Genomic DNA, 11,848 nt, shown 5'->3' with positions numbered 1-11,848 from the left:
AACATCAACAAAACACTCAAAAAACCAATTTAAACAAATATTACCTATTCTTGGTTAGAAAAGGGATGTGTCTGGATGGAACATCCCTTTCTTGTATATTCAATAATTTCCCTTTCTTTTATATATTTGTGTAGAAACAGACCACAATTACTTTCCGTTCAATTATGAAAAAATGCCTGCTTGCCCTTACGCTGATGACAATGATCTTTGGCTGTAGTAAAGACGAAGAAAAGATAAAAAACTACTTACCTAGAGTTTTAACAAAAAACGAAGCCTTTAATCAGTATTCAGCACAAAAGGCCGATTCGATTACCATCTATAAACTCAACAAACCAGAACAGGAAGAGTGGTTGTCAGTAAAATTCAGAGACAGCACGATGAGTATACAAACAGATCCTTCGGATCCTAAAAAATCAACCCAGCACTTTACTTTTGCGGAATTCATTAATACACAGAAAACGAGCTTACTTGTGCAGACTGCAGATGCAACTGCATTGGAAGCACCAGTTTATATCATTTCTTTAAAAGATGGCAAATTGGAAGTGATCAATTTAGAGCGTCCAACCAAACCTGGACCGGGAGAAAAATCTGGCTTAGGCATCAACAGAGTTGGTCGCACTGGACATTTGATCAATAATGATTTCTTCATCACTGGTGTGACTGCAAAAGCTTACCTGTTGAAAAGACAAGACCCTGAGCAAAGAATAGCTGGAAAATTCTTAATGCTGTCACCAGATAGACAAACCATCGTTTTTGCAACGCCAAAAGAATTATATCAGGTAAATTTTATCAGCGATGAAACCCTAACACAAGCTTTCCCAGGTGATTTACCTTCAGAAGTACCGGCAATCTACAGTTGGGTGCAAAACAATTTCAGTTTTCAAAAGAATAAACAAGGCGTTTCCTTTTTGAAAAAAAATGATAACGATAGAATTGTCGACATCAGCGAATTCAAAAAATAAGTTTATACATTAAATTCGTCCAGGGAGTAAGGAAGTTCTTCGCAAAAGAAACCATTGTTCATCAGAATATGTTTCAGCACAGCAACTGCAGGAATCGTACTTACTACCCTTAAAATTTTATCAACATCTTCAAAAGCTAAAGACCATTTTTTTTCTCCGAATAAAGTGTTCATCACAGGTCTAATTGAAGTCAGATCATTTTGATCCTGTACCGAGGTTTTAAAAATCATTATGTTCATCTTTTTTTAGTTTAATGATTAGGAATTAGCTTGTCCAAAAATGCAGTATTCTATGCAGTTAGGAAAGAAGCGACAGTCAAAGCCAATAAAAAGTCCGACGAACAGCAAAAAATTACCGGTAAACGATTCCGAACCTAATAAATTTCAGGTTTAACTATGGTTTATTTTTACTAATTTTGTTAGTAATGAAAGCATCAGGAACGGCAAATTTACCTTTACATTATGGATATGTACCCAGCTGGCTATCCGAGCGGATGACCCGTCTTGGTTTAGCAATTACAGAAGCCATCATTGCAGAATATGGTACTGTCGAAGTATTGCGACGATTAAGCGATCCCTTTTGGTTTCAAAGTCTGGGTGCAGTAATGGGAATGGACTGGCACTCTTCAGGAATCACCACCTCTGTAATGGGTGCTTTAAAAGCCGCGATCAATCCTCACAGTAAAGAGTTAGGCCTGTATATTTGTGGTGGAAAGGGAAAAAGATCGAAACAAACTCCCGCAGAACTATTGAATATTGCGCAGCAGACAGGCTTGGATGGAAATCATCTGGTGAGGTGCAGTAAGCTTAGCGCAAAAGTAGACAACACCGCCATTCAAGATGGCTTTCAGCTGTATACTCATAATTTCATCTTGAATAAAGAAGGGATGTGGACCGTTGTTCAGCAAGGGATGCGAAATGACAGCGCTACCGCAAGAAGGTATCACTGGCACTCATCAGCCCTTCATTCCTTCGTTGAAGAGCCACATACTGGTTTCTGCGGCATCCACCAGGGGGAAATTATAAACTTGGTGGACAAGGCTGCTGTTCCTGCACAACACGCTATGCTATCCATGACCAGGGAACACCCAGACCGCATGGTCCATGAAATCAAAAAACTCATTCTGCCAAACCATCACGAAGTAAAAGCAAAGGATGTAGATCTTAAGCGTTTAGGTGCCATGCTGTGGCTCACACAAGAAAATCAACCAGAAGATTTTGAGGAACTCCTTTTATTGAAAGGGATGGGCCCTAGAACCTTGCAATCGCTAGCGCTGGTGAGTGAGGTCATCTATGGTACTCCCTCTCGTTTTACTGACCCTGCACGTTTCTCATTTGCACATGGCGGAAAAGATGGGCACCCCTTCCCTGTTCCCATAAATGTATATGATGAAACTATTGAAGTGTTAAGCAAAGCAGTTCAGCAGGCAAAAATAGGGCAGTCAGACAAACAACAGGCCATTCAACAATTGAGTATCATCGCCAGAAATGTAGAAAAAGATTTCAGTCCAAATAATAATTTTGAAGCGTTAATTGAAAAGGAAAGAAGAGATTCCTGGAAATATGGAGGGAAAACAATTTTTGGAGATGCTAAACCAATAAAAGAGCACCAACTTCGCTTATTTTAAGCTAAAAACCTCCAAATTACCTGTTTAAACATCTTATTTATTTATACAAATAACCACGATTTCTTAGCTTGGCTATTCATTTATAATAGATTAATTCCGTTATTTGTTTTGTTTAGTTTAAAATATACCAACAGAACACATTAATGCAGTTTAAACAATTCTCCTGGCAAATTGCCTGGGATTATCCACCATTCAGACTTAAGTTTATCCTGGGGATCTCTATTCTTGCCCTGATCCTTCTTTTCATCCCTCATTTTTTCGCTTTTGTCGAAAATAGAGAGAAAGGATTTATATTAAATGATTGGGTTTTAGCAAAAATCCCTGCAATTGATGTATCCTGGTGGATCTTTATTATCCTCTACGGCATGTCCGTATTCTTTGTGGTTCGTATGTCCAGAAACACTTCCATTTGCCTGACTGCATTATGGTCGTATATATTTTTGTGTACCGCCAGGATCATTACCATATCTATTGTCCCATTGCATCCGCCAAAAGATATTATTGATTTAATAGACCCATGTTCTGTTCTTTTTTATGGTGGTAATGTCATTACAAAAGACCTTTTCTTCTCCGGTCATACCGCTACCATATTTTTAGGGGCTTTATGTCTTGAGAATAAACGAGAGAAAACGATTGCTTTTATTGCTGCCGCAGTTATTGGCGTATTGCTGTTGCTTCAGCATGTACATTACACAGCAGACGTAATTGCTGCGCCTTTCTTTAGCTGGATTTGCTGGTATTTTGGGAAATCCATAGAAAAGTTATAAGAAGTTTAAAGTACCTATACTTTAATTTCTTTGAACAGCTGATTTAAGTGCTTTTATCAGCTCTCTGGTATAATGAAAATCCTGATCAATATTGATATTAAAAAGCATCATTCCTCCCTTTAATCCATTATCCGGCTGCCATTGAGATAACTGAATCGCAGCTGTCAAAGAATTGGGCTGATGATGCCCCGGCTGTACGCCAATCAATAACTTCTTAGTCCCTACCAATCCGGCATACAATTCAAACTGATGAATCATGGTTTCAACATCCCAGAGATAACCGACAAGGGATACATAATCAAAATAAGCAATGCAGCGCTTTAATAGCTGCTCATCGGCATAATATTGATAGGTCACATAACTCATGGTTTTACCCGTGCCTGAACGTGGCCCAAAGTACTTAGCCAGTTCCATAATCACTTTTATAAAGGTCTCATTAGGAACATCTCCGCCCATTTCCGGATCTATATCAATTCCATCCAGGCCCCAGATATTAACTACCAACTCATAAACACTAACTGCAAAAGTCTTGGGATCAGCAATGGTATTCCAGGAGATTTTTGGCTGAACAGCACTCGCAATAGAAGTTAGCACTTTAACCCCTCTTTGCTGCTGTACCCTTACACCTGCAAGGATATCTTTCCAGCTCATTCCGTTACTCGTCAAGTATAGATTCTGCAGTGTTTTTTCGGTATCCAGGCTAAGACTAAACAAATTGATCACATCAATCCCTTCCGGCATGGCTTCAATAATCATATTTTGATTCGCATAACCCAACCAGTAGGCAATAAACAATGGGTCAGGAGCTTTCATAAATAAATGGTCGTTTAATATACTGGTTCAATACAGATAAAGATCCACAAATGGCGGAGCGTATGAATGCGCTAGATTACCCGAATAGAAAAACAGGTATTTATACTTGTTTTAATAACAGGAGCGTAACAAATATAAATTAGCTGTAAATAATTGATGAGCTTAACAAGGAATGTTTTATTTTAGATTAAGAATCTAAAACCAAAAGTTCTAAAAACACCTATAACCAAATAAAATAACTCATGGAAAAACACAACAAAAGTATGTATGAAATTCCTTTAGCTGAAGCTAAAGAACTAACTGCCGCTTGGGCAGCACAAGGGAACCTAATTAAAGCTTTCCTGGTAGATGCACAAGAATTGAAGGACATGCTTGAGGAAGATGGCGTTAAATACATCAGAATGTATTTTGGCTGGGATAACGAGATGGAAGATGGAAGACAACAAAGAATGATCATGGTTCCTGTTGATATTTATGGACAAGATATGGTGAACAAGAACGTTGGAACAGACCTGAAGGGGCCTGTTGATAGCAATGTATTCGATTTTACAATGCCTTGCCCACCAACCTGCTCACCTGTTGAATTTTAATTAAATAATGGCTTCAGCATTAGAAAAAATTTATTTATACTTTTCAATGGGCATCATTCTATGCCCGTTGATTTTGGCGTTGATTAATGTCAAATCTTACCCGAAGGAATTAAAGGTGATTACGCTTTACCTGGTTTCTATTGCAACACTTGGCGCATATAGTGCCTATTTATGGACACAGCTTAAAAATAACCTTCCGGTATTGCATGTCTATACGATGGTAGAATTTACAGGGATCACGCTTTTCTATCAGGTAATTTTCAAAACATATATCAAGAAAATCTGGTTTTGGGTGCTCATCACCTGCTTTCTTGCGTTTTGCCTGATCAATGCCACCTGTATCCAGGATTGGAAAATATTTAACACCTATCCGCGAACACTGGAAAGCATTTTGGTGATTAGTGCTTCCCTGTATTATTACTATAAAATTACCCGTCAAACGCTCTACACACAAATTGAAAAAAGCCCTGTATTCTGGATCAATACCGGTTTCTTCATTTACTTTTCTGGAAGTTTCTTATTGTTTACAATTAGCAATTATATTTTGCCATATAGCTTTAAATTCAACATGATGGTTTGGCAATTCCATGCCTTTCTTTCTATTGTTAATAACATTTTAATCTTTATTGGCTTATGGCAGCACAAGAAAACATAGATGTTTACTTCTTTCTCTTTACAGGGATGATTGTCATGTTTATTCTGAGCGCTGCGGTGGTGGTACTCTTTTTCGTCTATCAGAAAAAATTCTATAACCAGCAGGTGAAGCTCAGGGAAAAAGAAGCAGAATACCAGCAAAAACTATTACATAATAACATTGAAAAAATTGAAGAAGAGCGACGCAGAGTTGCTAAAGATTTACATGATGAAGTAGGCAGTATCTTTTCTACTATCGGCATGAAAATTATACAGTTTGAAAAGAAAAACAGCCCTGCATCCAATGCGGTTGCTGGTATCGACCTGATCAAAGAAACCAAACTCCTTGTAGATAAAGGAGTCATGAGTGTCAGGCGAATTTCTCATAACATGATCCCCAATGAATTGGAAATGTTTGGAATTGCGGCCGCAATCGAAGAGCTATGTTTTCAGATAGAAGGCTCCGACGGACTAGATGTAAGCTTTGAAAGCGAAGGACTCGATAAATGCGGCCGCTCAGAAATAGAACTTGCACTTTTCCGCATCACTCAGGAACTCATTAGTAATACGGTAAAACATGCCTCCGCAAAACATGTAGAAATACAACTTAACTGTACTGAAATGGAAGTGATGTATCAATACAAAGATGATGGCATAGGTTTTGACAAAAACCTAGTACGCAGAGGATTGGGCATACAGAACATCACCAGCAGGGTAGAAATGAACGGCGGTCAACTGACCTACCATACCGGTGCCTCCGGATTTGGCATCTCCATCTATTTCCCTACACTAATTTAATAAAATGAACAAATTGATAAAGATTGCAGTTACAGATGATCAGGTGATGTTTAGAGAATGCCTGGTCAACAATATCAAAAGCTTTGGAAATATGGAAGTCATGTTTGAAGCAGGGAATGGACTGGAATTGCTGAAAGCCATGAATGAATGTGGCGATGATAAACCAGACATTGTGCTGATGGATCTGAACATGCCTGAAATGAACGGAATGGAAGCTACTAAACAGTTAAAAATAGCATTCCCGGATGTACGCGTCATTGTCCTCTCCGTTCACGGCGAAGAGAAACATGTATCCAGGATGATCCAGCAAGGAGTAAATGGCTATATCGCTAAAAATTCGGAATTGAGTGAGCTTAAAAATGCCATTGAAACTACTTATCACAATGGCTTCTACTTTAATGAAATGGTATTAAAGACCTTACAATCCGGAAAATTACTTCACAAAACTAGTCTGAGAGGCTTTGATGCAAGTTCCTCTCTTACGCAACGTGAAAAAGAAATATTAGGTTTAATCTGCGAAGAGTTGACTACTCCTGAAATTGCCGATAAGTTGTCGATCAGCTTACGTACAGTAGATGGCCACCGAAATAATTTATTGGTTAAAACCGGTGCAAAAAATGTAGCTGGACTTGTGGTATTTGCTTTTAAACACAAGATTATTGATACTGATATCTAAGCATTCCTATAGCTATCCGGCAAGTCCGGTTAGCTATATCTTTCAACCTTCTGAAAATAATCTTGTTTTAGCCATTTTTAGATCAAGGAACAACTCATCTGCTATCACAATTTTCGCTCATAAAGAAATTTGATCATTTCTAATGCATTAGGCATCAAGCCCAGGTCTTTCGTTTTCAATCTATCCAAGGTTAAGGCCTCCCTCCTTTTCACCACATCCTCCAGAGGAGCACTGATCTGATACTTTGCAAGCAAATTTTTTGCGTTCTGTGGAAGCGGAATTCCGGCATAATTTTTCAACCAATCGGAATACTCGAGTTGTATACCGTAATCATCAAGGATCTCATTCCAGCATTTGTAATGAAATACTTGCCAATATATAGTACCTATTTGAAATCATCATAGAATAATAATCAGTCAAAATAAATAATACTGTATATTATTCTGATTTTACATAAATTCACAGAATGATAATCGAAAACAACATCATTTTAGATAAGATTGATCTTGCTATTTTGAGATTGATGCAAGAAAATTCAAGAATTTCCAATGTCCACATGGCTAAGGAACTAGAGATGGCGCCGTCTGCGGTATTGGAACGCGTGAAAAAGTTAGAACAAAAGAATGTAATTACGCAATACACGGCTAGAATCAATCCTGTCGCTGTAGACTTAAAATTACTCGCCTTCATTTCCATGAAAGCTTCTCATAGCATCGGCTGCACCACTACTGCGACAGAATTGTCCAAGATTAAAGAGGTGCAGGAAGTACATATTATTGCCGGTGACGACTGTTATCTCGTAAAAGTGAGAACCACAGATTCGGCTTCCTTAATGGCATTAATGAGAGACTCATTTAGCAAAATAACGACAATACAATCTATAAAAACCACCATTGTACTGGAAACAGTAAAAGAAGATATACAATTGGTCATCCCAGAAAAATAAATTGCACCTACTATGACAGCTCCAACTAAATCCTCTTCCCCAATGATGGTATACCTGGCTTTTGCCATTGTTTATATCGTTTGGGGTTCCACTTACTTTTTCATCCAAAAAGCCCTTGCTGGTTTTCCTCCATTCATTTTGGGCTCTTTCCGCTTTCTGATTGCAGGAGGATTGTTAATTTTATGGTGCCTGTTTAAGGGAGAACAAATTTTCAATAAGAAAAACATCAGGATTGCAGCCGTTGGCGGCATATTGATGCTGGGCTTGGCAAATGGAATTGTCATTTGGGTAGAGCAATTTATTCCGAGCGGCCTGGTTGCTATTATGGTTGCTTCTGCGGCAATTTGGTTTGTGATTCTGGATAAACCGAAATGGAAAGAGAATTTAACTAGTAAATCTACGCTGGCCGGCGTGATCATTGGTTTTATCGGCGTAATCTTATTGTTTGCTGAACAAATGCTCCACTCCCTTAATACGCAGCAGAGTACAAAAGAGGTCATTGGAATGGGATTGTTGGTTCTTGGCCCTATTGGTTGGGCAGGAGGGTCACTTTATGCGAAATATAAAACCGACCCGAACAGCTCTGTAGCCGTAAACACAGCATGGCAGATGATTGCAGCCGGATTATTATTCATCCCTGGTAGTATTTTCAGTTCTGAATATTTGACTTTTAAATGGTCACAAGTTTCATTAGATGCCTGGATTTCTATTGGTTACCTAATTATTTTTGGCTCCATAGCAGCTTTTAGTGCTTATGTATGGTTATTAAAGGTGAGATCCGCTACACAAGTGAGCACCTATGCTTATGTCAATCCCGTAGTTGCGATCTTATTAAGCCTGAGCTTTACCAATGAGAAAATTACTTTTATCCAAATTATTGGCCTATTTGTGATTTTGGGAAGTGTATTGCTGATTAACCTTGTGAAGTATAGGAGCAGTGCCAAAGACTTGCAACTTACTCGATACAAATAAAGCTGTTCAGAAATATCCTGAACAGCTTTGCTGTAAACAATAGGGTGACGCTTAGCAATTACGCTTTGGCACGAAACTGCATATTCAGTCAATTAAATCTTAAGCAATTTTACTCACCTCTTCAATACGGTAAACCTTTACCCCATCAGGCATTTCCCACTGTAATTGGGCGCCTTTCACATAACCTACCATTGCTACCCCAATTGGAGATAATATAGAAAGGGTGTTATGTTTATCTCTTGCTTTGGCAGGTGCAACCAGTTTGTAGGTAAACTCATTGCCCGATTCCATTTCTTTAACCCTTACAGATCTGTTCACAGTCACCACATCTTCCGGCAATTCCTTATTCAATACCTGCTTGGCAAAACGAAGTTCCAGTTTCAATTTATCTTCATTGAATTTACTCAGTTTTCTTCTTCTCAGGTGATCTTTTAATAGATCAAAGATTCCAGTTGATAAAATGATAGGGGTTTCGTCTATTTTTAATGTATTTGTAGTCATAATATTTTTGTGTTGAATTCATAAATAATAAAATAATGCGGTATGTCTTTGCCCCAGTCTAATACTCAACTGGGGCTAAACCATCAAAATCCCGACTCCTCCTCACTAATACTCCCATCTTAATCAGCATTAGTTTTTTCTTCTCCCAAAACCGGAAGTCTATCAGATTCTTCAGATTGATTATAATTTTGAAAAGCGATCATCAACGAAAAAACACTGATAGACAAGCCTATCCATAGCGGATTAACCGCCAAAACAGACAAGAGTAAAACACCAAGATTTAATACAGAAAGCCATACAAGAACAACCCGAAACAAGGGCATGATGCCTGATATTTTCATGACAAGAAAGAAAAAGATAAAGGAAAAAAGAATTAAGGTCAAATCCCCAAACCTTTATAAAGGCTGGGGCTTAATTAATAAAGTCCTTACTACTTTTAAGAAATGAATCTCCTAAACGATATTGCAGAGATAAAAAATGGCAAGACACCGCCGACACCCTTCGCAATTGTGTGGCGAGCTGGTTAAAGCGGAAGTGATTGATATGCCTAATGGGATCCATTAAGACAAAGGTAGCGCAAATGCTTCGATATAAAAAATATAGTGGGGTTTTCGAGTTAATATCAGGATGAACAGACCAAAGTTCATCCTGGCACGAATTAACGTAATAGCTGCTACTAATCCTTTAACCTTACATATTTTTCAATAATCTCATGGTCGACACCGATTTTATCATCCTTTTCTAATCCCCGTTGAATCAAGGTATCCCCTTTCATCGTCAGTTTAAAATTGAAGGTCTTATGCTCCCATTCTCTGTAATTGCAATATTCCAGATGTTCTGTATACTCATTTCCCTTTAAAGTATATTTCCCGCCACCTGCTACAAAAACAGGTTTGGGGTCTTTCCCCTGTTTTAAATCATGGTTAAAAAAAGCAAAATGAGTCCCGTTGATGATCTTGATTTGCTTCATGTCTTTTTTATAATCGGTGAATGTGGATTTTCCCTTTTCAATTGTCACGCCCGATACAAGTTGCCAGCTGCCCTGAATAGGTAAATTTTTTACGGTCTGATCTTCAGCACTCATAAATTTTAATACCGGAATCAGTGCCGAACTGAGGATAATTAAGCTAAATTTTAGGTTCATATGGTTGTTTGAGTTTAAGAATTTTAGCGCTTTTTTGGTCAGGCGATCTTTTAATGCTGCCCTTGTGATACCATTAAAGATAAGGCCTTACTAAAATATCAAAATATTATTCAATTAGCTCATTATTTTCTCTCCTCCAAAAACGCTCATTATCACCATAAGCGTCATAAAAGTTAATCAGGGAGCGATGGAAATCACAAACCATATCATGAAAACTATACCGCTTCATAAACAAATCCCATATCCTTATGCTTGTACCGCTTTAAACCCTGTCCATTAGCTTCCCCTAAATATTCATTCAGTGCCTGTTCTAAAAATACTGCTCTAATCAAGTTTCCAGCGCGATTTCTACACACAGAAAAAATTTCCAGAGGTGTTTTTGGCTGATTGTTGAAAAAATCTTCCATCATTAAATGGCTAAGTTCAATTCTAGCATGGTGAAGAAAAGTAACAGCTTCATTTTCATGATACCGTTTCAAAGGATCCATTTCATTCAACATGTACAATAGTTCCATAGGTTGTTCTTCATGGAGTTGGAAAACCTGATATTGAATATAATCGCCCTGTCTTGATTGTACTGCCCATAATTTGATTTCTTTGGGAATGCCTTCGATGCTTCTAAAAAAATCAACAGTGTGACAATTAAATATCTTTGCCATGGCAGACACATCTCCCAGCCATAGTTCCTTATTCAGTTTAAATGATTCCCGATCTGCAACAAATCCCTTTTTCCTACCCAATAAAAAGGAAAGTTCTTCCTGCGAAAATTGGGAAGCTATCCTCTTCAATTGTATGAAATAAATTAGATCAAAATTTAAATAGGTAGTTTTTAGTCCCTTTTCTCTCCTTTTGCTGATAATTGTCATATTTTACGTTTTAATTAACCAAAAGTATAAACAATATAGATATTTAAGGAATAAAATGAGGTTGTAATTAACAACAAATCGGTTGTTTTTTACAATTGCTTAATCCGTTAGATATTCAGGAAACCACTATAACTTACCATTAACAAGATGATCAAGAAACCTCATTTAGGAAGAAACTTAAGCCGAATTCGCGGCTATTACGGAATGAAACAAACCACATTAGCTAAAGCACTAGGCATTAGCCAGCAAGCCGTTTCAAAAATGGAACAGAGGAATAACATTGGGGATGACTCACTCCTAAGAATTGCGAAAATTCTAAATGTAAAGCTCAGTCTATTCAAAAAGCTTAATCCTGAACTGGGTGTACAAAACATCAGTAGTAGGCATGATATAGAAAATAACAGCGATATGGGACTCATCATACAACTGATAAAAAGACTAGTAGAAAAAGATAAAAAGGATCAGTAGACCTCCATTAAATATAAAAGCCTAAAATGCCTCTCCGATAGAGGACAGAAAGATCAAAACACTATCGGAGAAGCCTAAGGAAAAA

17 protein-coding genes are annotated in these 11,848 nt (G+C 37.8%); 10 read left to right on the top strand and 7 right to left on the bottom strand.

Annotation, left to right across the window (positions count from 1 at the left end; genetic code table 11):
• The first annotated feature begins 164 nt into the window (after window positions 1–164).
• Window positions 165–962 carry a hypothetical protein gene (locus tag H9X96_RS17390; protein ID WP_187667513.1) on the top strand — a complete coding sequence of 266 codons (798 nt, stop codon included), beginning with the start codon at window positions 165–167 and terminating at the stop codon, window positions 960–962.
• A gap of 2 nt (window positions 963–964) precedes the next feature.
• Here the strand turns inward: H9X96_RS17390 and H9X96_RS17385 are convergent, their stop codons facing one another.
• On the bottom strand, window positions 965–1,201 hold the full coding sequence (locus H9X96_RS17385; protein ID WP_187667512.1) for a hypothetical protein: 237 nt from the start codon (window positions 1,199–1,201) through the stop codon (window positions 965–967).
• A 185-nt stretch (window positions 1,202–1,386) separates the two neighbouring features.
• Between H9X96_RS17385 and H9X96_RS17380 the strand changes: the two genes are divergently transcribed.
• Together H9X96_RS17380 and H9X96_RS17375 are read left to right on the top strand one after the other, a co-directional pair.
• Window positions 1,387–2,589 carry a DUF763 domain-containing protein gene (locus H9X96_RS17380; RefSeq protein WP_187667511.1) on the top strand — a complete coding sequence of 401 codons (1,203 nt, stop codon included), beginning with the start codon at window positions 1,387–1,389 and terminating at the stop codon, window positions 2,587–2,589.
• Between the two features lie 143 nt (window positions 2,590–2,732).
• Entirely contained in the window at window positions 2,733–3,356 is a 624-nt protein-coding gene (locus H9X96_RS17375; protein WP_187667510.1) for a phosphatase PAP2-related protein, read from the top strand.
• A gap of 21 nt (window positions 3,357–3,377) precedes the next feature.
• On the opposite strand, the gene H9X96_RS17370 is transcribed toward H9X96_RS17375, so the two are convergent.
• On the bottom strand, window positions 3,378–4,169 hold the full coding sequence (locus H9X96_RS17370) for a glycosyl hydrolase family 18 protein (RefSeq protein ID WP_187667509.1): 792 nt from the start codon (window positions 4,167–4,169) through the stop codon (window positions 3,378–3,380).
• Window positions 4,170–4,411: 242 nt separating this feature from the next.
• Between H9X96_RS17370 and H9X96_RS17365 the strand changes: the two genes are divergently transcribed.
• Genes H9X96_RS17365 through H9X96_RS17350 form a run of 4 tightly spaced genes read left to right on the top strand, consistent with a single transcriptional unit; the run spans window position 4,412 to window position 6,866 of the window.
• Entirely contained in the window at window positions 4,412–4,759 is a 348-nt protein-coding gene (locus H9X96_RS17365) for a hypothetical protein (protein ID WP_187667508.1), read from the top strand.
• Window positions 4,760–4,766: 7 nt separating this feature from the next.
• Window positions 4,767–5,414, top strand: a complete 648-nt coding sequence (locus H9X96_RS17360; protein WP_187667507.1) for a hypothetical protein — start codon at window positions 4,767–4,769, stop codon at window positions 5,412–5,414.
• Window positions 5,393–6,190, top strand: coding sequence for a sensor histidine kinase (locus tag H9X96_RS17355; RefSeq protein ID WP_187667506.1), 798 nt, complete (start codon window positions 5,393–5,395; stop codon window positions 6,188–6,190). Before H9X96_RS17360 ends, H9X96_RS17355 begins: the two co-directional genes overlap by 22 nt.
• 4 nt (window positions 6,191–6,194) lie before the next feature.
• Entirely contained in the window at window positions 6,195–6,866 is a 672-nt protein-coding gene (locus H9X96_RS17350) for a response regulator transcription factor (protein WP_187667505.1), read from the top strand.
• Window positions 6,867–6,970: 104 nt separating this feature from the next.
• On the opposite strand, the gene H9X96_RS17345 is transcribed toward H9X96_RS17350, so the two are convergent.
• A complete protein-coding gene (locus tag H9X96_RS17345) occupies window positions 6,971–7,120 on the bottom strand; it encodes a hypothetical protein (protein WP_187667504.1) in 150 nt (49 codons plus the stop codon).
• Window positions 7,121–7,332: 212 nt separating this feature from the next.
• Here H9X96_RS17345 and H9X96_RS17340 point away from each other — a divergent pair, with 212 nt between their 5' ends.
• Together H9X96_RS17340 and H9X96_RS17335 are read left to right on the top strand one after the other, a co-directional pair.
• Window positions 7,333–7,812, top strand: coding sequence for an Lrp/AsnC family transcriptional regulator (locus H9X96_RS17340; protein ID WP_187667503.1), 480 nt, complete (start codon window positions 7,333–7,335; stop codon window positions 7,810–7,812).
• A 12-nt stretch (window positions 7,813–7,824) separates the two neighbouring features.
• On the top strand, window positions 7,825–8,784 hold the full coding sequence (locus H9X96_RS17335) for an EamA family transporter (RefSeq protein WP_187667502.1): 960 nt from the start codon (window positions 7,825–7,827) through the stop codon (window positions 8,782–8,784).
• Between the two features lie 99 nt (window positions 8,785–8,883).
• Here H9X96_RS17335 and H9X96_RS17330 read toward each other — a convergent pair whose 3' ends face one another.
• From H9X96_RS17330 to H9X96_RS17315, 4 genes are all read right to left on the bottom strand, one after another.
• Window positions 8,884–9,285 carry a GreA/GreB family elongation factor gene (locus H9X96_RS17330; protein WP_187667501.1) on the bottom strand — a complete coding sequence of 134 codons (402 nt, stop codon included), beginning with the start codon at window positions 9,283–9,285 and terminating at the stop codon, window positions 8,884–8,886.
• A 119-nt stretch (window positions 9,286–9,404) separates the two neighbouring features.
• On the bottom strand, window positions 9,405–9,626 hold the full coding sequence (locus H9X96_RS17325) for a hypothetical protein (protein WP_187667500.1): 222 nt from the start codon (window positions 9,624–9,626) through the stop codon (window positions 9,405–9,407).
• Window positions 9,627–9,961: 335 nt separating this feature from the next.
• Window positions 9,962–10,429: a hypothetical protein gene (locus tag H9X96_RS17320; protein ID WP_222943928.1), complete on the bottom strand. Its 468-nt coding sequence runs from the start codon at window positions 10,427–10,429 to the stop codon at window positions 9,962–9,964.
• A 215-nt stretch (window positions 10,430–10,644) separates the two neighbouring features.
• Complete coding sequence (locus H9X96_RS17315; protein WP_187667499.1) at window positions 10,645–11,088, bottom strand: hypothetical protein; 444 nt, start codon at window positions 11,086–11,088, stop codon at window positions 10,645–10,647.
• A gap of 354 nt (window positions 11,089–11,442) precedes the next feature.
• Here H9X96_RS17315 and H9X96_RS17310 point away from each other — a divergent pair, with 354 nt between their 5' ends.
• Complete coding sequence (locus H9X96_RS17310) at window positions 11,443–11,763, top strand: helix-turn-helix domain-containing protein (RefSeq protein WP_187667498.1); 321 nt, start codon at window positions 11,443–11,445, stop codon at window positions 11,761–11,763.
• Window positions 11,764–11,848: the final 85 nt, after the last annotated feature.

It is taken from the genome of Pedobacter sp. N36a (assembly GCF_014472395.1).
GTDB lineage: Bacteria > Bacteroidota > Bacteroidia > Sphingobacteriales > Sphingobacteriaceae > Pedobacter.
Note: the sequence above shows the minus strand (reverse complement) of the source record. Positions and strands in the feature narration are given on the sequence as shown.

Coding starts and splice junctions, on each gene's coding strand:
- H9X96_RS17320 (WP_222943928.1), bottom strand. CDS start 10,429: ATGAACCTAAAATTTAGCTTAATTATCCTCAGTTCGGCACTGATTCCG.
- H9X96_RS17310 (WP_187667498.1), top strand. CDS start 11,443: ATGATCAAGAAACCTCATTTAGGAAGAAACTTAAGCCGAATTCGCGGC.
- H9X96_RS17325 (WP_187667500.1), bottom strand. CDS start 9,626: ATGAAAATATCAGGCATCATGCCCTTGTTTCGGGTTGTTCTTGTATGG.
- H9X96_RS17370 (WP_187667509.1), bottom strand. CDS start 4,169: ATGAAAGCTCCTGACCCATTGTTTATTGCCTACTGGTTGGGTTATGCG.
- H9X96_RS17380 (WP_187667511.1), top strand. CDS start 1,387: ATGAAAGCATCAGGAACGGCAAATTTACCTTTACATTATGGATATGTA.
- H9X96_RS17335 (WP_187667502.1), top strand. CDS start 7,825: ATGACAGCTCCAACTAAATCCTCTTCCCCAATGATGGTATACCTGGCT.
- H9X96_RS17365 (WP_187667508.1), top strand. CDS start 4,412: ATGGAAAAACACAACAAAAGTATGTATGAAATTCCTTTAGCTGAAGCT.
- H9X96_RS17390 (WP_187667513.1), top strand. CDS start 165: ATGAAAAAATGCCTGCTTGCCCTTACGCTGATGACAATGATCTTTGGC.
- H9X96_RS17330 (WP_187667501.1), bottom strand. CDS start 9,285: ATGACTACAAATACATTAAAAATAGACGAAACCCCTATCATTTTATCA.
- H9X96_RS17375 (WP_187667510.1), top strand. CDS start 2,733: ATGCAGTTTAAACAATTCTCCTGGCAAATTGCCTGGGATTATCCACCA.
- H9X96_RS17355 (WP_187667506.1), top strand. CDS start 5,393: ATGGCAGCACAAGAAAACATAGATGTTTACTTCTTTCTCTTTACAGGG.
- H9X96_RS17350 (WP_187667505.1), top strand. CDS start 6,195: ATGAACAAATTGATAAAGATTGCAGTTACAGATGATCAGGTGATGTTT.
- H9X96_RS17385 (WP_187667512.1), bottom strand. CDS start 1,201: ATGAACATAATGATTTTTAAAACCTCGGTACAGGATCAAAATGATCTG.
- H9X96_RS17340 (WP_187667503.1), top strand. CDS start 7,333: ATGATAATCGAAAACAACATCATTTTAGATAAGATTGATCTTGCTATT.
- H9X96_RS17315 (WP_187667499.1), bottom strand. CDS start 11,088: ATGGCAAAGATATTTAATTGTCACACTGTTGATTTTTTTAGAAGCATC.
- H9X96_RS17360 (WP_187667507.1), top strand. CDS start 4,767: ATGGCTTCAGCATTAGAAAAAATTTATTTATACTTTTCAATGGGCATC.